This window comes from uncultured Tateyamaria sp. (genome assembly GCF_947504105.1).
GTDB lineage: Bacteria > Pseudomonadota > Alphaproteobacteria > Rhodobacterales > Rhodobacteraceae > Tateyamaria.
In genome coordinates, this window is sequence record NZ_CANNGP010000001.1 from 238,510 (window position 1) to 256,152 (window position 17,643).

Here is a 17,643-nt window from a genome sequence, read left to right on the forward strand (position 1 = left end):
CGTCCTCAAGTAACGTTGTGGTAGGACATGAAAGAACGTGTCCTTAGTTTTCGGCGAACTGCGTCGCAGCTTCCGCCGCGGCCAGTGCCGTATCGTATTGGGTCACAAGGGCAGCCACCGACGGCCCGATGATGTCGAGGATCAGCGCCGGATACACACCTAGCAGGATCGTCATCACCACCAGCGGCGCAAAGATCGCTCGCTCTCGGCGGCTCATGTCGGTGATCGACTTCAGGCTTTCCTTGATCAGGTCACCCATAACCACCCGGCGATAAAGCCACAGGGCATAAGCGGCCGAGAAGATCACACCGGTCGTCGCCACAGCCGCGACCCAGGTGTTGACCTGGAACACCGCCATCAGGGTCAGGAACTCTCCGACAAAGCCCGATGTGCCCGGCAGGCCCACATTGGCCATCGTGAACAGCATGAAGATCAGCGCGTAAGCGGGCATGCGGTTCACCAGACCGCCATAGGCATCAATCTCGCGGGTGTGCATCCGGTCATAGATCACGCCGACGCAGAGGAAGAGCGCGCCTGAGATGAACCCGTGAGACAACATCTGGAAAATCGCACCGTCTAGCCCCTGCTGGTTCGCAGCAAAGATACCCATCGTCACAAAACCCATGTGGGCCACCGACGAATAGGCAATCAGCTTCTTCATGTCTTCCTGCACCAGCGCCACGAGCGAGGTGTAGACAATTGCAATGGCCGACATCCACAGGACCAGCGGGGCCATCACGTCCGATCCAACCGGGAACATGCCGATCGAGAAACGAATAAACCCGTAGCCACCAAGCTTCAGCAGGATGGCGGCCAGCACGACAGACCCGGCCGTTGGGGCCTGAACGTGCGCATCTGGCAACCACGTATGCACCGGCCACATCGGCATCTTGACCGCAAAGCTGGCGAAGAAGGCCAGGAACAGAAGCGTCTGCATCCCGCCGACAATCTGAATGCCCAGCAGGCTGAACGTCTCGGTCCCGAACTGGTGGTTCAACAGCATCTCGACATCCGTGGTGCCCGCATCGGCATACATCCCGACCATCGCCACCAGCATCAGCACCGAGCCAAGGAAGGTGTAGAGGAAGAACTTGAAGCTCGCGTAGATACGGTTCGCCCCGCCCCAGATCCCGATGATCAGGAACATCGGGATCAGGCCCGCTTCGAAGAATAGATAGAACAGCACCAGGTCCAGCGCCATGAACACACCCAACATGAGCGTTTCCAGAAGTAGGAAGGCAATCATGTATTCCTTGACCCGGTCCGTCACGGACCAAGACGCGGCAATGACCAAAGGCATGATAAACGTCGTCAGCATCACGAACAGAACGCTGATGCCATCGACCCCCATCTTGTAGGTCAGGCCCATGATCCATGTGCCTTCTTCCACGAACTGGAAGCCGGTGTCATTGGGGTCAAACTCAAACAGGATGAACAGCGACGCGATGAAGGTGATCACCGTCGTAGCCATGGCCACCCATTTGGCATTGCGCTGTGCCGCCTCATCCTCGCCGCGTAGGAAAACAGCCAAGATCAGGGCCGCTAGCGCGGGCATGAACGTGGTGATGGAAAGGATATTGTCCATGTGTCAGTTCCAGAACTGCGTAAGAAAGGAGAGCGCGATAAACAACGCGAAAAGGGCCAGACCTGCGGTTGGCCCAAAGGCCGCCATGCCAACGAGGGTCGCACCAATCGCGCCGGCGACGACGCCACCCTTGGCAAAGCGCCGAAGCTCGGGACGGTCATCGCGCATATACATCATGCCCGCGAACATCATGCCGAGTGAGATAAGTCCCAACAGCGGCATCAGTTGCCACCCCCGCTGAGTGTCATCCATGTAACCAGAACCGCGATCCCGATCACCATGGCGAAGGCATAGGTAAAGATGTAGCCGGACTGCGCGCGGCCCGCGAGGCGGGTAAAGAAGGGCACGATGCCCATCGACACGCCGTTGATGGTCCCGTCAATGACGTTGCCGTCCCCCTTCTTCCACAGCTTCTTACCGATCCACATGGCGGGCTGCACGAAGATGAAGTCGTAAAGCTCGTCAAAGTACCACTTGTTCTTGAGGAACAGGTAGAGAGGGCGCTGGTTCTCGGCCAACCGCTTCGGCAGTTCGGGGTTCTTGATGTAGAACCAATAGGCCATCAAGAAGCCGATCAGCATCGCTGCGAAGGGCGAGGTTTTCACCCAGTACGGCACCTTGTGGGCGTCATCCAGAACAGTGTTGTCCTCGCCGATATAGATGGCACCCTCCCCCGGCTCGCCCGCAAACATGTAGTGATGTTCTTCCTTGGCCTTGCCGTGGTCGTCACCGTGATCATCCGCTTTCGCTTCGCCATGATCGTCCCCGTGACTCTCTTCCGCATAAGGAATGCCATAGAACTTGGCGACCTGATCGGTGTGACCAAAGAACGACCCATACCAAACCATCCCGGCAAAGATCGCACCGATGCTCAGAACCCCCAAGGGAACGATCATCGTCATGGGACTTTCATGGGCGTGGTCATGGGTGTGCTTGTCGCCGCGCGCCTCGCCGTAGAAGGTCAGGAACATCAGGCGCCAAGAATAGAAGCTGGTAAACAGCGCCGCGATAACCAAAGCCCAGAAGCTGAAGCCGGTGCCTGCGGCATAGGCGCTTTCCACAATCGCGTCTTTGGATTGGAACCCCGCAAAACCAATCGGAATTTCACCCAGCGTGAAAATCCAGACGGGAATGCCAACACCAGTGATCGCCAGCGTGCCAATCATCATCGCCCAGAACGTGTAGGGAATTTTCTTCCGCAGGTTGCCGTAGTTCATCATATCCTGCTCGTGGTGCATCGCATGGATGACCGAGCCTGCGCCAAGGAACAACATCGCCTTGAAGAACGCGTGCGTCAGCAGGTGGAACATGGCCGCCGAATACATGCCAACGCCAGCCGCAACGAACATGTAGCCCAGCTGCGAGCACGTCGAGTAGGCAATGACGCGTTTGATGTCGGTCTGCACCAGACCCACGGTCGCGGCAAAGAACGCGGTGGCCGCGCCGAGGAAGGTGACAAACGCCATCGCCTCAGGTGCGAACTCCATCAGCGGCGACATCCGGCACACAACGAACACACCCGCCGTCACCATGGTCGCGGCGTGGATCAATGCCGACACAGGCGTCGGGCCTTCCATCGCGTCCGGCAACCAAGTGTGCAGGAACAGTTGCGCCGACTTGCCCATGGCCCCGATGAACAACAGGAAGGCGATCAGATTCGCCGCGTTCCACTCGCTCCACAGGAAGGTCAGCTGCGTTTGCGCCAGCTCGGGTGCTGCCGCAAAGGTGTCGTCGAACTTGATTGAGTCGGTGAGGAAAAACAGCGCGAAAATACCCAAGGCAAAACCAAAGTCCCCCACGCGGTTTACCACAAACGCCTTGATGGCGGCCGCATTGGCCGACGGCTTGCGATAGTAGAAACCGATCAACAGGTACGAGGCGACGCCCACGCCTTCCCAACCAAAGAACATCTGCACAAGGTTGTCTGCTGTCACCAGCATCAACATCGCGAAGGTGAAGAACGACAGGTAAGCAAAAAAGCGCGGTTTGTAGCTTTCGCCTTCTTTCCACTGCGGGTCGTGGTCCATGTAGCCAAAGCTGTAAAGGTGGACGAGCGACGAGACCGTGGTGATCACGATCAGCATGATCACCGTCAAACGGTCAAGCCGGATGGACCAGTCGGTGCTGAGCGATCCACTTTCGATAAAGCGCAGGATCTGGATCTGCTCGGTCGTGCCGTCAAAGGTCAGGAACACGATCCAGGACAGAACAGCCGACAGGAACAGCAGGCCGGTGGCGATCCACATGGCAGCGGTTTCGCCAAAGATACGCCAACCGAACCCGCACAGCAGCGCGCCAACCAGAGGGGCAAAGAGGATGATGGTTTCCATGTGCTCTTAGCCTTTCAAACACTCAAGGACTTCAAGGGGCGCCTCGGCAACCGTAGTTTCAAAGCCTTGCTTCTTCATTTCTTTTGCGAAACGCCGAAGCGTCAGGCGGGGGTATTGTTCGATGGCTCGATCCACGGCTTCACTGAGCGTATCGATACCGCGATATGTACCGGGTACTGTTGCCGCCACGACTTTGCCGCGCCGTTTATCGACGAGCACGTATTGCTGCTTCAGGACGTCCGCAGTGTCGTATGACTCAGTCAAGACCATTTCTCGCGATCTTCCGAACTGCCCGTAGCCAGTTCCCACAAACGTTTCATCAGAAAGAGTGCATCCTAGAGCGTAGTCTACGTGGATATCGAAAGGTTCGATTTCGGGAGTTTGGAGGTTGCTCGCATGACCCATGCCACCCCAAAACGCCAACATAATCACAACAAAGCGAATCATTTCTCAGCCCTTCATCACGTTGACGTCTTCGACGGCGATGGTGCCGCGGTTGCGGAAGAAACAGACAAGTATCGCAAGACCAATGGCCGCCTCAGCAGCAGCAACAGTCAGCACGAACAGGGTGAACACCTGCCCCACGAGGTCATCCAGGAACGACGAGAACGCCACAAGGTTGATATTCACCGCCAGCAGCATCAATTCGATGCTCATCAGCAGGATGATTACGTTCTTGCGGTTCAGGAAAAGCCCGAAGATGCCGATGACGAACAGCGTCGCCGCGACGGTCAGGTAATGCTCAAGTCCTATCATATCGTCCCTCCGGGGTCGTGTCCCCGCTTATCGTCTGTTGCTGGGCTCAGCCCAGCATGAATTCTGTCTTCTCGCCCCGAGCCTCGGGGTAGAGTGCCGCGCAGGCGCAAGGCTCTGCGCCCAGTGTCTTGATTTCAATGTCCCGCGCGATGCCGTTCAGATCGGCGGCCATGCGGTCAAAACTGGCGAAAGCCCGTGCCCCGCTTTCGTGGCGATCAATCACAGCCAGCGCCTTGTCGGTCCGGTCAAAGGGCAACCGATTGCCCATGTTCTCTTCTTGCGTCCGGAAGGTCAGCGCCGTGCCCGGTACGCAGTCCACCAACGTGAACGACGTCGCCGTCCCCTCCTGGCTCCACCAGTCGCGCCACATCACACGGCCCGCGCCAAGATCGACGTGATCCGCCTCGCCCCCGTGCGAGATATGCGTAGTGCGGTCGCACTCTGACAAGGTCAACGCGTTCGCAGTGGCAGAGAGACCGAGCGCACATGCAAGAATGGTAAAAAACCTACTCATTGTTTAACCGGCTCCGGCTCGGGAATATACACCCAGTCAGGGAACCAGTTTTCAGCATCTTCAACCGTGTCGGGGTAAAAGACCGCACAGCCACATGTCGAATTGTGATGAAACCAACCATCTAGCTCTGCGTCTATGCCATGATCTGACATACGCTGAACAACCTGTTCCATCGAAAACGTCTTGGCCGAGGCGTGCGCGCGTTCAAATATCCGCGACGCCAGCTCGGTTTTCTCCCCATCATTTACCGAGATGCTGGTCATCGATGGACAGTGAATAAAAAGACCGTTTGCAACCGGACTGTTGTGGCCAAGCCTTACATTAAGCGAAACAAACCCGTCGCCCAAGTCTTGGTGGTCTGTATGGGCCGCCCCATCCACTTCAAACTCGCATGCTGCAATGCCCATAGCGTGCGTCGCAGTTGCGACGACGACAACTATTGCAGAGAGTAGAAAAGATTGCCCAAGGGACATGGTTATAGCCCCTGCCCCGGTGTGACGTCCTTCAGTTCCATCGCCGTCGCCGGATCGCGCATCATCTGGGCAATCACATCCTGACGCTTCACATCCGAACGATGGCGCAGGGTCAGCACGATGGCCCCCACCATGGCCACGAGCAGGATTAACCCTGCAAGCTGGAACAGCAGGAAATACTGATCGTACAGGATCATCCCAAGCGCCTCGGTGTTGTGCCGATCCACAGGCGTCACCTGCGCGCGCAGCCCTTCGGCGGCAGCATTCGATTCCCATGCCCCGAAGGCCATGACGAACTGCATCAGGATCACGACTGCAATCAGCAGCGCGAGCGGCATGTATTTCGCCATCTCCGCCTTGAGCTCGGCAAAGTCCACGTCCAGCATCATCACCACGAACAGGAACAGCACCGCGACCGCGCCCACGTAGACGATGATCAAAAGCATCGCGACGAACTCGGCCCCGAGCAGAACGAACAGACCCGCCGCACTGAGAAAGGAGAGGATCAGCCATAGAACCGAATGGACCGGATTGCGGCTGATCACCGTGAAGAGGCCGCCCGCGATCACGCTGATCGCAAAGAGGTAGAAGGCAAATACGGTCATGTCTCGTCCTCGTCGTCACTCATGACTTCCTGCGCCAAGGCAAGGGCACGTGTCATGGCGGGCACACCGGCAAACATCGCCATCATGCCCAAAGTCTCGGAAATCTGTTGATCGGTGGCGCCCGCCTCGCGCGCATGGCGCACGGTTTGGCGAATGGCGGTGTCAGCGTGAGCACCCTGCATGGTCAACCCTGCAAGAGTGATCAACAGGCGTGTTTTGGCATCTAGGCCGTTCTCGTTGAACGCATTGCCGAACCACGTTTCCATCAGGTCCTTGGGCATCGTTGGCCACAAGGTTTCAAACATCTTCGGATCGAAACCTTTTGACGGATCGAACGCAGCCATTTGCGGAAACGCCTTCGTCATCTCCTGCATCTGCGCCAGCATCGCGGCAAAGGGGTTCTTGTCGTCGGTCATCGGTAGGGTGCGTCCAATTCCAGGTTGCGCGCAATCTCGGCTTCCCAGCGCTCGCCGTTCTCCAACAGCTTGGCCTTATCGTAGTACAGTTCTTCCCGCGTCTCGGTGCTGAATTCGAAATTCGGCCCTTCGACAATGGCGTCCACTGGACACGCTTCCTGGCAGAAGCCGCAATAGATGCATTTGGTCATATCGATGTCATAGCGCGTGGTACGGCGGCTACCGTCCTCGCGCGGTTCGGCGTCTATGGTGATGGCCTGTGCCGGGCAAATAGCTTCGCAGAGTTTGCAGGCGATACAGCGTTCTTCGCCATTGGGATAGCGGCGAAGCGCATGTTCACCACGGAAGCGTGGGGACAAAGGCCCCTTTTCGTGCGGATAGTTCACAGTGGCTTTCGGGGCAAAGAAATACTTGAGCCCCAGCTTCATGCCTTGCCAGAAATCCTGCAGCAGGAAGTATTTGGCGGCGCGGCCGTAGTCGATCTGCGTCATTGCTAGTCTCCCTGTGTTCCGTCGTTGAGATGCATGTATGCCCAGGCCTTTAATGCCGAGACAACTTCCCCAGGATCAGCGCGGTCAAGCGCTCCTTCCTCATCCGTCGTGCCAATCGCAAACTCGGATGTCAGGAACGACACAAGATCATCCAAGTGATGCTCAGGCGCTTCGTTGATGGCGGCGGCTAATCCCATGTCAGCCCCCCACGGCCCAGCGGGCATAGATGCCCCAGAACCAGTCGAACTTGGCTGCGAATGCCACGAACACGACCCAGACCAGGCTGAATGGCAGGAACACTTTCCAGCCCAAGCGCATCAACTGGTCATAGCGGTAGCGGGGCGTGATCGCCTTCACCATGGCAAAGAGGAAGAAGAAGAAGGCCATCTTCGCCACCATCCACAGCACGCCGTCCGGCAGGCCCGGGATGGGCGACAGCCAACCGCCGAAGAACAGCAGCGACATCAGCGCGCACATCAGGAAGATGGCGATGTATTCACCAGCCATAAACAGCAGGAACGGGGTCGAGGAATATTCGACCTGATAGCCTGCGACCAATTCGGATTCAGCTTCAGGCAGATCGAACGGCGGACGGTTCGTTTCAGCCAAAGCACTGATAAAGAACAGGAACACCATCGGCAAATGCGGTAGCCAGTACCAGCCAAAGAAGCCGTATCCAGTGTTCTGTGCATTCACGATCGCGCCGAAGTTCAGCGACCCGGTGGACAGGATCACACCAATGATTATGAGGCCAATCGACACTTCATAGGAAATCATCTGCGCGGCAGAGCGCAACGATCCCAGAAACGGATACTTCGAGTTCGACGCCCAGCCACCGATAATCACGCCATAGACCTCGAGCGACGAGATGGCGAAGACATAGAGAATCGCGACATTGATATCGGATAGAACCCAGCCGTCATTGAACGGGATCACGGCCCACGCCACCATCGCCAACACGAAACTGGTCATAGGGGCCAGCATGAACAGGGTCTTGTCGGCACCCGCAGGCACGACAACCTCTTTCACCACGTATTTCAGGGCATCAGCAACGGTTTGCAGCAGGCCATAGACACCCACCACGTTCGGCCCGCGGCGCATTTGGACCGCCGCCCAGATCTTGCGATCACCATAAACCAGAAACAGGAGAGAAATCATGACAAACGCCACAACAGCCAGCACCTGGGCCAAAATCAGGACGGCAATGCCGCCAGTAGTGGTAAAGAATTCAGCCATCAGTCCTCACACCGTCGGTATTCCCTTTTCCGCGCAGGCTGCGGCCACGACTTCGGCGTCGATGGTCCGGATTCCACGCGGTAGGGCTGGCGAGATGGTGTAAACAGCATCCGCTCTCCACACGCCAGCCTCTTCATTCACATTTGTGCGCAAGTGACGCGCAAATCCCCACCCCCGGATCAATGTGTATCCGGCGGCAGCACATTCGGCGTAATCCTCAACATCCGCCGCAGTCAATGCATTCGTCATTTCCACGTTGAACTGCACCAAGTCCTCAGCCAACAGCCGTGTTTCCACCCCCCTGTAGTCAGGGATGAACTGTTCTGCCGTCGGCACCGGGTCGCATGCCATAAGCGGTGTCAGGGATATGAGCCAACTGGCCTTCATTCGGCGGCCATGACCTCCGTCTGACGTGCCTTGGCATTCGCGCTGAGTTCGGCCATCAACTGGCTCGCACGTGCAATCGGGTTGGTCAGATAGAAATCGCTGACGGTTGATGTCAGAGTGCCGCCGTCGATCTTGCCCTGCTTCAATGCGTCGCCAGTATTCTCTGCGACAACATCCACATCACCCAGATGCGGGTGATCGGACACCAGTTTTGTCCGCAGAGCGGCCAGGCTGTCATACGGCAACGTCGCGCCCATCTCGCCCGACAATGCACGCAGGATGGCCCAGTTTTCCTTGGCTTCACCCGGCGCAAAGCCCGCACGTTGTGCCAGTTGCGGACGTCCTTCGGTATTCACAAACAGACCGCCCTCTTCGGTATATGCAGCGCCCGGCAGGATCACGTCGGCGCGATGCGCGCCTCGGTCACCGTGGCTGCCCTGATAGATGACAAAAGCACCGTAGCCGATTTCAATCTCGTCAGCGCCAAGGTTGTAGATCACGTCTGCACCGTCAACGGCGGCCATGGCATCAGGATTCGTCGCCCCAATGTCCATCGCACCGACGCGCGCGGCTGCCGTGTGCAGGATCATCAGGCCCGACTTGGTGCTTTCGGCCAGCGCCTGCGCACCCGCCAGAATTGCTGCACCATCCGAACGGGTCAGTGCCCCCATGCCGACGATGATGACAGATGGCTTTTCCTGCACTTCGGAATGATCACGCTTGAGCAGATCGTTGATGATCGTCGCTTCGGCCCCGATATGGTTCGCTTCGTAGGTCAGGTCCGGCATCTGACCGATTACACCAACATTGGCACCGCGCGCCCAGGCCTTGCGGATACGCGCGTTCAGAACCGGCGCTTCAACGCGAGGGTCGGTGCCGATCAGCATGATAGCCTCGGCACTGTCGATGTCTTCGATAGCGGCGGTTCCAACATAGGCGGCACGGTTGCCCGAGGGCAGTTTCGCCCCATCCGTCCGGCATTCAACAATACCGCCCTGCCCTTCAATCAGTTCCTTCAAAGCATACGCCGCTTCAACCGACGCAAGGTCCCCAATCAGACCAGCGAGCTTCGATGCGCCCTTGATCGCGTCGGACGCCTTGCCAAGCGCTTCGCCCCAGGTTGCAGGGCGCAACTTGCCGTCTTCACGGATGTAAGGCCGGTCCAAACGCTGACGACGCAAGCCGTCCCAAACGAAACGAGTTTTGTCCGAAATCCACTCTTCATTTGTGCCGTCATGGTTCAGCGGCAAAAAGCGCATCACTTCGCGACCTTTGGTATCCACACGGATGGACGAACCAAGTGCATCCATCACATCGATGCTTTCGGTCTTGGTCAGTTCCCACGGACGAGCCGTAAAGGCATAGGGCTTCGACACCAGCGCGCCGACCGGACACAGGTCGATGATGTTGCCTTGCAGGTTGGAATCAAGCGTCTCACCCAGATAGGATGTGATCTCGCTATCCTCACCACGGCCGGTCTGCCCCATCTGGGTGATGCCCGCGACCTCGGTCGTGAAGCGCACGCAGCGGGTGCAGGAAATGCAGCGGGTCATATGGGTTTCAACAAGCGGACCAAGGTCCAAATCGTCCACCGCACGCTTTGGCTCGCGGAAGCGGCTGAAATCGACACCGTAAGCCATTGCCTGGTCCTGCAGGTCACACTCACCGCCCTGGTCGCAGATCGGGCAATCCAGCGGGTGGTTGATCAGTAGGAATTCCATCACGCCCTCGCGGGCCTTCTTGACCATGGGCGAGTTGGTCTTCACGACCGGCGGCTGCCCTTCAGGACCGGGGCGCAAGTCACGCACCTGCATCGCGCAAGAGGCCGCGGGTTTGGGTGGACCACCTACAACTTCCACAAGACACATCCGGCAGTTGCCAGCGATCGACAGACGTTCGTGATAGCAAAAGCGCGGGATCTCGATGCCCGCCTCTTCACAGGCCTGAATCAGGGTCATTGCCCCGTCCACCTCGATCTCGTTGCCGTCGATGATGATCTTGCGGAGGTCGCTCATGCGTCAGTTCATCCTCAGTAGGGCGCCGATCTGGCCGCCTTTTTTGATTTCTTCGCGGCCCAGCACACAGTAGCTTGCCGGTTGGCCAGCGGTCACGCCGCCTTGTTTCAGATATGCCCTGCGCTTTGCCTTCAGCCGCTCCCGTTCAGCATCAGACTTGCGGTAGGCATCAATCTCTTCGTCCGAATAGCCCAAGTTCCGGGCACGTGCCTTCAACCCGTTCGCAACGCTCAACGCCCTAAACATCCGGGCCGAAATACTCGGGCAGTGCTTGCGGATCTCGTCCGCGATCCCAATAGCTAGAATGGTACCATCAATCTCGGGCACATCCCGAAGGTGTGGCTTCGCCGAGGCTATCCCGGCAGTCAGGCTAAGGATCAGGGCCATGGTCATGGTCATCGCGCGCATCGTTTTCTCTCCACGTACTGCATCACTTTGATGCCATGTGGGAAAGCAGGTCTGTGCTATGCAATAACACGGGCCGACACAACCCGTTAGGACGCAAAATGTCGCCTTGAAAACGGGTTGTTATCACGCTGGCGTGCAGGTGCCGCGCAAGAGCAGCTTGTCCCCGGAAATACGCAGCCTGCCGTCCTCGGCATCCGGCCCTTCGATCCATACGATATCAGAAGAACCGAACTGCTTGATGCAATAACGTACCGCTTCATACCGCCCCGCTTCATGTGCACCTTCAAGAGATGCAGATACGGGACTGACGCCAATTTCGAATTGTTCGCGTTGCTTGTCTACCTTGCCCGAAGTTGCACGGAAAAACACGCCGTCAAAAGCAACGCGTTCCGAGCGCCGTTCTTGACAGGCAGACAGAAGCAAGGCCGCGATCAACAGCGCACCAGTCAAAAGTGTTGGCCGCATATCGGGCAATGCGCGGGTTTTCGTCTGGATCAATGCGGTCTCCTCCACCGGATCTTGGCCTTAGTGCGGCAGGTGATCCCAGCCGAAGGCAACGTCAGTATTGCCATGGTTTTCAAGATGATGGAAGCGGTCGATTGCCTCTTTGATCGTGGGTATATGTCCTTCGAGAACCCACCACATGACAAAACGCAAACCCTGATCGGGGTCGTACCACTCGCCCTTGCGGTCATAGAATTGCTTGTGAACGGTGTTGAAGGTGAAGGCGTGCAGGCTTTCCACGTCTTTCCAGACAGATAGCGTGCTGGCCGTGCGTGGATTGCCACCCAGCGGGCCATTGGGGTCAAGCTGCGCCACCTCCATCTCGTCGCCTTCCAGATGCCAGATATAACCCGGCGAGCGACGCGCGATGTCATAGACACGGTCGAGGTTGTTCAGGAAGTCGGCCGCACGGGGGTCTTCCCAGTCGTATTTCAGAGTGCCGATGTTGAATTCAGCGAGGTGCATTGGCACCGCCAAATCTCAAACGTTTCACTCTTTGCTCAGGAACTGACCAACCAGGTCGCGCTTGTTGGCAACCTTATTGGCGTGCGCGCACAGTGAACGCTTGTCTTCTAGCGAAGTACCAACACCAGCGAGCAACTGATTGCTTGCGGCCATAAGATCTTCAGTACGCGTGTAATAGACCTGCTTCAACACCGCTTGCCTACGAAAGCCCTGTTTTCTCAGCGTTTTTGAGGCACCTTGGATAAATGCATCTTCGTCGGAATAGCCCGCCAGCTCAACGCCTGAACAACTTCTTGCCATGTGAATCGCTGCAACCAAAACCGAAGCACCACGCAATGGACTGGCATTGGATTGAGCAAGCGTCGCGCTCGCGATGCTCACCAGAAAAACGCACGATGCAATCAGAGACCTAAGCATTCATTACTCCTTCAAAAAAACCTCGTTACTCCGCCGCGATCCGCTTGCCTGCGATCCGATCCTCAATCTCATCCCGGAAGTTCCGGATCAGCCCCTGGATCGGCCATGCCGCCGCATCACCCAACGCACAGATCGTGTGCCCTTCAACCTGCTTCGTCACGTCGAGCAGCATGTCGATCTCTTCGACCTCCGCTTCGCCGCGTACCAGACGGTCCATCACGCGCATCATCCAGCCCGTACCTTCACGGCAAGGCGTGCACTGGCCGCACGACTCGTGCTTGTAGAACTTCGACAACCGCCAGATCGCTTTGATGATATCGGTGCTCTGATCCATCACGATCACCGCCGCCGTGCCGAGACCCGACTGCAGATCATTCCGCAGATAGTCGAAGTCCATGATAGCGTCCTTCATCTTCTCCCCGCGCACACACGGCACGGAGGAGCCACCGGGGATCACGGCCTTGAGGTTGTCCCAGCCACCGCGAATGCCGCCGCAATGTTTTTCGATCAGCTCTTCAAATCTTATGGACATCGCCTCTTCGACGACACAGGGATTGTTCACATGGCCCGAGATGGCGAACAGCTTGGTTCCCGCATTGTTCGGGCGACCAAAGCCCGAGAACCACGAGGCCCCCCTGCGCAAGATCGTCGGCACAACTGCAATCGATTCCACATTGTTCACGGTCGTCGGGCAGCCATATAAGCCTGCGCCCGCCGGGAACGGTGGCTTCATGCGGGGCATACCTTTCTTGCCTTCAAGCGATTCCAGAAGTGCCGTTTCCTCACCGCAGATATAGGCCCCTGCCCCGTGGTGCAGGTAAATTTCGAAATCCCAGCCCGAGCCTGCGGCGTTCTTGCCAACCAAGCCAGCGTCGTAGGCTTCATCAATGGCTGCCTGCAGCGCTTCCTTTTCCCGGATGTATTCGCCGCGGATGTAGATGTAGCAAGCGTTGGCGTTCATAGCGAAGGACGCAATCAAACACCCTTCGACCAGCGTGTGCGGATCATGGCGCATGATCTCGCGGTCCTTGCAGGTTCCCGGCTCGGACTCATCCGCATTTACAACAAGATAGCTTGGGCGCCCATCACTTTCCTTGGGCATGAAGGACCACTTCAGACCGGTCGGGAAACCCGCACCGCCGCGACCACGCAGGCCGCTGTCCTTCATCTCTTGCACGATCCAGTCGCGCCCTTTCTGGATCAGCTTGTCCGTACCATCCCAATGCCCACGCGCCTGCGCACCTTTCAGCGTGCGATCGTGCATGCCGTAAATATTGGTAAAGATACGATCCTTGTCAGCCAGCATGGGTGTCATCCTTTGCCTTGAAGCCCTGCGCGCGGGGCCGTCAGTTGTTACGGCTCTTTTGCCAAATCCTGATGGCAACCACCAGAGACCAAATGAACGCAGCCAGCGCAAAAAGCAAAATCAGAATTTCGTAACGTGCGGGTAAACCAAGGCCCCGCACAATCACCGGGGCGAACACGGACAACAAAGCGGCCCCTGCAATGACAAGGGCCGCGATACGACCCTGCCGGGCCAGTTTCGGATCAAGCTGATCAGACATGCGTTAGTAAACGTCGCCCTTTCCGACCTTCTTTGAAAACTCGGTCTCACCGCCCTCAGCAAGAATCTTGGCCTGCGCGACCCAATCGTCGCGGCTGACACGGCCCTTGAAACCCTGCAGGTTCTGATCGACCCAAGCCACCTCATCAGCACCCCAGCTTGCGACCTGATCGAAGTGGTAGAAACCCATGGAGTGCAAAAGAGCCTCCAGCTTTGGTCCGACACCCTTGATCTCTTTCAAGTTGTCAGGTCCACCCTCTCGCGCAGCAGACAAAGTCTCGGGCTTGGTACCCTCGCCCGCTGCAGCGGCAGGTGCTGCGGCCTTTTTCTTGGCAGCCGGTTTCTTGGCCGCCTTCTTAGCCTTTGGTTTTTCAGCGGCCTTCGGCTCGGCCTCGTATTTCCATTCACCCTTGCGCGCGGCCAGATCAGCTTCGCCCGGAAGCGGGGTCGAAGATTTGACCTCTGCCTCGTTTGCCGCAGCAGACGTTGTCGCTGCCGGAGCCACCGATTTTGCCGCTGGGCGCGAAACATCATCCGGTTTTGCCGGTTCAACCGACGCCTCACCGACTGCCGGCAACGGCTTGCATATGATCCAGCTTAGCAAGGCGCCTGCGACGACAAACACGACGACGCCCATAAACACGCCCTGCATAAACGTCCAACCGCCCAGCACCATCAGCAGCATCGCTGCCAAAACACCGCCCAGCAGTGCGACCAGCCAGCAACCCACTGTGCAGCTGATCATTCCCTCGTTCTTGTTCATAACGATACCTCTCCTGTTTAAGGATGTTATTCTTTATAGATATCGTCTTTTTTCGCGCGTTGGGAAAATTCTGTCTCTTCTCCCCGCGCGAGGGCCTGCGCCTGCGTGACCCAATTGTCACGGCTCACCCGACCTTTGAACCCAACGAGGTTCTGATCGGCCCAAGCAATCTCGTCGTCGTTCCATGCCGCAATCTGGTCGTAGTGGAAAACACCGATGCCGTTCAACACCCCTTCAAGCTTGGGTCCAACGCCCTTGATCAGCTTGAGGTCATCTGCCCCACCCTCACGGGCTTTGGACAAGAGCGCGGGTTCTGTCCCCGTGGAGACGCTATCGGATGCGGCCTCCGGTTTGGCAGCAGCAGGCTTGGGCTTAGTGCTCTTTGCTTTCGCCGGTGCGGGCTTTTTATTGACGTTGTCGGTGTCAGATGCCGCGTTTGCCTTGCCCCATGGGGCGAGCAATGGCACTTCAGTGCCATCAATGCGCTTGACCGTATCGCCAATGTCCGCTGCCAGCTGGACAGATGCGTTGTATTTCGTGTGCCCGCTGTCAAAATCCTTGAGGCTGGTCAATCCGCTCAGCGGCTCGGATGCATAGCGTCCGTTCTGTGGGCCTGGAGTCGGCACTTTACCGGCGGCCAGTTCGTCAATGATTTCGCCCATCCGCGCGGCGGTCAGGTCCTCGTAGTAATCCTTGCCAATCTGCGCCATCGGCGCGTTGGCGCAGGAACCGAGACATTCGACTTCTTCCCAGCTGAACTTGCCGTCGGAAGAAAGTTGATGGGCCGTCGCGGCGATCTTGTTCTTGCAGACGGCCACGAGATCTTCGGCCCCGCAGATCATGCAGGAAGTGGTGCCGCACACCTGAATATGCGCAACAGATCCAACGGGTTGCAGCTGGAACATGAAGTAAAACGATGCCACTTCGAGCGCGCGGATATACGCCAGATCAAGCATATCTGCGACCGCTTCAATCGCCGGACGGGTCAGCCATCCCTCTTGCTCTTGCGCGCGCCACAGCAGCGGGATGATGGCCGAGGCCTGACGGCCTTCGGGATACTTGGTGATCTGCGCTTCGGCCCACGCCTGATTAGCTGGGGTAAAAGCGAAGGTGTCGGGTTGTTCGGGGTGTAGTCTGCGGAGCATTATCTTGCCTTAACCCAAATGCACTCTGAGTTGCTTTTGTACATGAGTGCGCGTTTGTTGCGGCCGGATCCAAGCACAAAAAGCGCCCGAAAACCGTCTGCTGAAACGCGCGGGGTGCGGTTTTTCTTTGCCTCTTCGGCCAAGTCTTTAAATGTCGTGTAGATCACCTGATGGGTCGCGACATCGACGGAGTTTTTCGGCGCAGTTTTAAGCTGCCGAACCAGCTTCGTATACTTGTCTGACCTAAGGTCAGAGCAAGCCTTAGCATCAATGAGGTGGTGCTGAGCAGTGGCGACACCTGCCGACGTCAAAAGTGCGAGGGTGGAGGCTGCAATCGAGAACCTTATTTTCATCGATCAATCTCCCCGAACACCACATCCATCGTGCCGATGATCGCGGCAACATCGGCTAGCTGGTGCCCTTTCGAGATGTAGTCCATCGCCTGCAGGTGCAGGAAACCCGGCGCGCGAATTTTGCAGCGGTAGGGTTTGTTGCTCCCGTCGGCTACAAGGTACACGCCGAACTCGCCCTTGGGGGCTTCAACTGCACAATACACCTCGCCTTCGGGCACGTGGAACCCTTCGGTATAAAGCTTGAAGTGATGGATCAGCGCTTCCATCGACGTCTTCATATCCGTACGTGACGGCGGCGTGATCTTGCCGCGCGCCAGAACATCGCCCGGACAGTCGCGCAGCTTGCCGATGGCCTGTTTGATGATCGAGATGGACTGGCGCATCTCTTCCATGCGGACAAGGTAGCGGTCATAGCAGTCACCGTTCTTGCCCACGGGGATCTGGAAGTCGAACTCGTCATAGCATTCATACGGTTGCGAACGACGCAAGTCCCACGCAAGCCCACTGCCCCGCACCATGACGCCCGAGAACCCGTAGTTCAGGATGTCTTCTTCTGTCACGATTCCGATATCGGCATTGCGCTGCTTGAAGATACGGTTTTCGGTCAGTAGCCCATCGATATCGACCATGAAACCAGACATGAACTTGTGCGCCCACTCTTCGATATCGTCGAGCAGTTCAGGTGGCAGATCCTGATGTACACCGCCAGGCCGGAAATACGCCGCGTGCAGGCGTGCGCCACAGGCCCGTTCGTAAAAGATCATCAGCTGTTCACGCTCTTCAAAGCCCCAGAGTGGGGGTGTGAGCGCGCCGACATCGAGTGCTTGCGTTGTGATGTTCAGCAGGTGGTTCAGAACGCGCCCGATCTCGCAGAACAACACGCGGATCAGTGATGCACGGCGGGGGACTTCGACACCCGTCAGCTTTTCGATAGCAAGACACCAGGCGTGTTCCTGGTTCATCGGCGCCACGTAGTCGAGACGGTCGAAATAAGGCAGGTTTTGCAGATACGTCCGGCTTTCCATCAGCTTTTCGGTGCCGCGGTGTAGCAGGCCGATATGCGGGTCGCAGCGTTCCACGACCTCGCCGTCAAGCTCTAGTACAAGCCGCAACACTCCATGTGCCGCGGGGTGTTGCGGGCCGAAGTTGATGTTGAAGTTGCGGATCTTCTGTTCGCCCGTCAGGGCATCGTCGAAATTGGAGCCGTCCATCACTA

24 protein-coding genes are annotated in these 17,643 nt (G+C 57.5%); all 24 read right to left on the reverse strand.

Annotated elements, in window-relative coordinates:
* Positions 1 to 43 precede the first annotated feature (43 nt).
* The gene (locus Q1A75_RS01180) at positions 44 to 1,585 is read right to left on the reverse strand and encodes an NADH-quinone oxidoreductase subunit M (RefSeq protein ID WP_299591668.1); all 1,542 of its coding nucleotides are present in this window, start codon (positions 1,583 to 1,585) and stop codon (positions 44 to 46) included.
* A gap of 3 nt (positions 1,586 to 1,588) precedes the next feature.
* Positions 1,589 to 1,837, reverse strand: coding sequence for a hypothetical protein (locus tag Q1A75_RS01185; protein ID WP_299638597.1), 249 nt, complete (start codon positions 1,835 to 1,837; stop codon positions 1,589 to 1,591).
* Positions 1,807 to 3,915: an NADH-quinone oxidoreductase subunit L gene (gene nuoL, locus Q1A75_RS01190; RefSeq protein ID WP_299591662.1), complete on the reverse strand. Its 2,109-nt coding sequence runs from the start codon at positions 3,913 to 3,915 to the stop codon at positions 1,807 to 1,809. The genes Q1A75_RS01185 and nuoL overlap by 31 nt, the downstream gene beginning before the upstream one ends.
* Positions 3,916 to 3,921: 6 nt before the next feature.
* Positions 3,922 to 4,362: a hypothetical protein gene (locus tag Q1A75_RS01195; protein WP_299591659.1), complete on the reverse strand. Its 441-nt coding sequence runs from the start codon at positions 4,360 to 4,362 to the stop codon at positions 3,922 to 3,924.
* A 3-nt stretch (positions 4,363 to 4,365) separates the two neighbouring features.
* Entirely contained in the window at positions 4,366 to 4,671 is a 306-nt protein-coding gene (gene nuoK, locus Q1A75_RS01200) for an NADH-quinone oxidoreductase subunit NuoK (protein ID WP_039686350.1), read from the reverse strand.
* Positions 4,672 to 4,717: 46 nt separating this feature from the next.
* Positions 4,718 to 5,185, reverse strand: a complete 468-nt coding sequence (locus Q1A75_RS01205; protein WP_299591655.1) for a hypothetical protein — start codon at positions 5,183 to 5,185, stop codon at positions 4,718 to 4,720.
* Complete coding sequence (locus tag Q1A75_RS01210) at positions 5,182 to 5,592, reverse strand: hypothetical protein (RefSeq protein ID WP_299591652.1); 411 nt, start codon at positions 5,590 to 5,592, stop codon at positions 5,182 to 5,184. Before Q1A75_RS01210 ends, Q1A75_RS01205 begins: the two co-directional genes overlap by 4 nt.
* Before the next feature lie 68 nt (positions 5,593 to 5,660).
* On the reverse strand, positions 5,661 to 6,263 hold the full coding sequence (locus Q1A75_RS01215) for an NADH-quinone oxidoreductase subunit J (protein ID WP_299591649.1): 603 nt from the start codon (positions 6,261 to 6,263) through the stop codon (positions 5,661 to 5,663).
* Positions 6,260 to 6,679, reverse strand: coding sequence for a carboxymuconolactone decarboxylase family protein (locus tag Q1A75_RS01220; RefSeq protein WP_299591646.1), 420 nt, complete (start codon positions 6,677 to 6,679; stop codon positions 6,260 to 6,262). Before Q1A75_RS01220 ends, Q1A75_RS01215 begins: the two co-directional genes overlap by 4 nt.
* Complete coding sequence (gene nuoI / locus Q1A75_RS01225; RefSeq protein WP_299591643.1) at positions 6,676 to 7,170, reverse strand: NADH-quinone oxidoreductase subunit NuoI; 495 nt, start codon at positions 7,168 to 7,170, stop codon at positions 6,676 to 6,678. The genes Q1A75_RS01220 and nuoI overlap by 4 nt, the downstream gene beginning before the upstream one ends.
* Before the next feature lie 2 nt (positions 7,171 to 7,172).
* On the reverse strand, positions 7,173 to 7,367 hold the full coding sequence (locus tag Q1A75_RS01230; protein WP_299591640.1) for a hypothetical protein: 195 nt from the start codon (positions 7,365 to 7,367) through the stop codon (positions 7,173 to 7,175).
* Between the two features lies 1 nt (position 7,368).
* Positions 7,369 to 8,406 carry an NADH-quinone oxidoreductase subunit NuoH gene (nuoH, locus tag Q1A75_RS01235; protein ID WP_299591637.1) on the reverse strand — a complete coding sequence of 346 codons (1,038 nt, stop codon included), beginning with the start codon at positions 8,404 to 8,406 and terminating at the stop codon, positions 7,369 to 7,371.
* A 6-nt stretch (positions 8,407 to 8,412) separates the two neighbouring features.
* On the reverse strand, positions 8,413 to 8,757 hold the full coding sequence (locus tag Q1A75_RS01240; RefSeq protein ID WP_299591787.1) for a hypothetical protein: 345 nt from the start codon (positions 8,755 to 8,757) through the stop codon (positions 8,413 to 8,415).
* Positions 8,758 to 8,789: 32 nt separating this feature from the next.
* Positions 8,790 to 10,808, reverse strand: coding sequence for an NADH-quinone oxidoreductase subunit NuoG (nuoG, locus tag Q1A75_RS01245; protein WP_299591634.1), 2,019 nt, complete (start codon positions 10,806 to 10,808; stop codon positions 8,790 to 8,792).
* A gap of 3 nt (positions 10,809 to 10,811) precedes the next feature.
* Complete coding sequence (locus tag Q1A75_RS01250) at positions 10,812 to 11,216, reverse strand: DUF5333 domain-containing protein (RefSeq protein ID WP_299591631.1); 405 nt, start codon at positions 11,214 to 11,216, stop codon at positions 10,812 to 10,814.
* Positions 11,217 to 11,339: 123 nt separating this feature from the next.
* A complete protein-coding gene (locus Q1A75_RS01255) occupies positions 11,340 to 11,714 on the reverse strand; it encodes a hypothetical protein (protein ID WP_299591628.1) in 375 nt (124 codons plus the stop codon).
* Between the two features lie 27 nt (positions 11,715 to 11,741).
* Positions 11,742 to 12,185 carry a DUF3291 domain-containing protein gene (locus Q1A75_RS01260; protein WP_299591625.1) on the reverse strand — a complete coding sequence of 148 codons (444 nt, stop codon included), beginning with the start codon at positions 12,183 to 12,185 and terminating at the stop codon, positions 11,742 to 11,744.
* A gap of 24 nt (positions 12,186 to 12,209) precedes the next feature.
* Entirely contained in the window at positions 12,210 to 12,602 is a 393-nt protein-coding gene (locus Q1A75_RS01265) for a hypothetical protein (protein ID WP_299591622.1), read from the reverse strand.
* 25 nt (positions 12,603 to 12,627) lie between these two features.
* Positions 12,628 to 13,908: an NADH-quinone oxidoreductase subunit NuoF gene (gene nuoF, locus Q1A75_RS01270; protein WP_299591619.1), complete on the reverse strand. Its 1,281-nt coding sequence runs from the start codon at positions 13,906 to 13,908 to the stop codon at positions 12,628 to 12,630.
* Between the two features lie 40 nt (positions 13,909 to 13,948).
* Positions 13,949 to 14,167, reverse strand: coding sequence for a DUF5337 domain-containing protein (locus tag Q1A75_RS01275; RefSeq protein WP_299591616.1), 219 nt, complete (start codon positions 14,165 to 14,167; stop codon positions 13,949 to 13,951).
* Positions 14,168 to 14,170: 3 nt separating this feature from the next.
* The gene (locus Q1A75_RS01280; protein WP_299638608.1) at positions 14,171 to 14,929 is read right to left on the reverse strand and encodes a hypothetical protein; all 759 of its coding nucleotides are present in this window, start codon (positions 14,927 to 14,929) and stop codon (positions 14,171 to 14,173) included.
* Between the two features lie 26 nt (positions 14,930 to 14,955).
* The gene (gene nuoE / locus Q1A75_RS01285) at positions 14,956 to 16,074 is read right to left on the reverse strand and encodes an NADH-quinone oxidoreductase subunit NuoE (RefSeq protein WP_299591610.1); all 1,119 of its coding nucleotides are present in this window, start codon (positions 16,072 to 16,074) and stop codon (positions 14,956 to 14,958) included.
* Complete coding sequence (locus tag Q1A75_RS01290) at positions 16,074 to 16,427, reverse strand: hypothetical protein (protein ID WP_299591607.1); 354 nt, start codon at positions 16,425 to 16,427, stop codon at positions 16,074 to 16,076. The genes nuoE and Q1A75_RS01290 overlap by 1 nt, the downstream gene beginning before the upstream one ends.
* Positions 16,424 to 17,638 (reverse strand): NADH-quinone oxidoreductase subunit D, encoded by a 1,215-nt coding sequence (locus tag Q1A75_RS01295; RefSeq protein ID WP_299591604.1) that lies wholly within the window; start codon positions 17,636 to 17,638, stop codon positions 16,424 to 16,426. The genes Q1A75_RS01290 and Q1A75_RS01295 overlap by 4 nt, the downstream gene beginning before the upstream one ends.
* Between the last annotated feature and the right edge of the window lie 5 nt (positions 17,639 to 17,643).

Excerpts from the sequence above, each read along its gene's own strand:
- Q1A75_RS01180 (WP_299591668.1), bottom strand. The coding sequence starts at position 1,585 with ATGGACAATATCCTTTCCATCACCACGTTCATGCCCGCGCTAGCGGCC.
- Q1A75_RS01185 (WP_299638597.1), bottom strand. The coding sequence starts at position 1,837 with ATGGATGACACTCAGCGGGGGTGGCAACTGATGCCGCTGTTGGGACTT.
- nuoL (WP_299591662.1), bottom strand. The coding sequence starts at position 3,915 with ATGGAAACCATCATCCTCTTTGCCCCTCTGGTTGGCGCGCTGCTGTGC.
- Q1A75_RS01195 (WP_299591659.1), bottom strand. The coding sequence starts at position 4,362 with ATGATTCGCTTTGTTGTGATTATGTTGGCGTTTTGGGGTGGCATGGGT.
- nuoK (WP_039686350.1), bottom strand. The coding sequence starts at position 4,671 with ATGATAGGACTTGAGCATTACCTGACCGTCGCGGCGACGCTGTTCGTC.
- Q1A75_RS01205 (WP_299591655.1), bottom strand. The coding sequence starts at position 5,185 with ATGAGTAGGTTTTTTACCATTCTTGCATGTGCGCTCGGTCTCTCTGCC.
- Q1A75_RS01210 (WP_299591652.1), bottom strand. The coding sequence starts at position 5,592 with ATGGGCATTGCAGCATGCGAGTTTGAAGTGGATGGGGCGGCCCATACA.
- Q1A75_RS01215 (WP_299591649.1), bottom strand. The coding sequence starts at position 6,263 with ATGACCGTATTTGCCTTCTACCTCTTTGCGATCAGCGTGATCGCGGGC.
- Q1A75_RS01220 (WP_299591646.1), bottom strand. The coding sequence starts at position 6,679 with ATGACCGACGACAAGAACCCCTTTGCCGCGATGCTGGCGCAGATGCAG.
- nuoI (WP_299591643.1), bottom strand. The coding sequence starts at position 7,170 with ATGACGCAGATCGACTACGGCCGCGCCGCCAAATACTTCCTGCTGCAG.
- Q1A75_RS01230 (WP_299591640.1), bottom strand. The coding sequence starts at position 7,367 with ATGGGATTAGCCGCCGCCATCAACGAAGCGCCTGAGCATCACTTGGAT.
- nuoH (WP_299591637.1), bottom strand. The coding sequence starts at position 8,406 with ATGGCTGAATTCTTTACCACTACTGGCGGCATTGCCGTCCTGATTTTG.
- Q1A75_RS01240 (WP_299591787.1), bottom strand. The coding sequence starts at position 8,757 with ATGGCATGCGACCCGGTGCCGACGGCAGAACAGTTCATCCCTGACTAC.
- nuoG (WP_299591634.1), bottom strand. The coding sequence starts at position 10,808 with ATGAGCGACCTCCGCAAGATCATCATCGACGGCAACGAGATCGAGGTG.
- Q1A75_RS01250 (WP_299591631.1), bottom strand. The coding sequence starts at position 11,216 with ATGCGCGCGATGACCATGACCATGGCCCTGATCCTTAGCCTGACTGCC.
- Q1A75_RS01260 (WP_299591625.1), bottom strand. The coding sequence starts at position 12,185 with ATGCACCTCGCTGAATTCAACATCGGCACTCTGAAATACGACTGGGAA.
- Q1A75_RS01265 (WP_299591622.1), bottom strand. The coding sequence starts at position 12,602 with ATGCTTAGGTCTCTGATTGCATCGTGCGTTTTTCTGGTGAGCATCGCG.
- nuoF (WP_299591619.1), bottom strand. The coding sequence starts at position 13,908 with ATGCTGGCTGACAAGGATCGTATCTTTACCAATATTTACGGCATGCAC.
- Q1A75_RS01275 (WP_299591616.1), bottom strand. The coding sequence starts at position 14,167 with ATGTCTGATCAGCTTGATCCGAAACTGGCCCGGCAGGGTCGTATCGCG.
- Q1A75_RS01280 (WP_299638608.1), bottom strand. The coding sequence starts at position 14,929 with ATGAACAAGAACGAGGGAATGATCAGCTGCACAGTGGGTTGCTGGCTG.
- nuoE (WP_299591610.1), bottom strand. The coding sequence starts at position 16,074 with ATGCTCCGCAGACTACACCCCGAACAACCCGACACCTTCGCTTTTACC.
- Q1A75_RS01290 (WP_299591607.1), bottom strand. The coding sequence starts at position 16,427 with ATGAAAATAAGGTTCTCGATTGCAGCCTCCACCCTCGCACTTTTGACG.
- Q1A75_RS01295 (WP_299591604.1), bottom strand. The coding sequence starts at position 17,638 with ATGGACGGCTCCAATTTCGACGATGCCCTGACGGGCGAACAGAAGATC.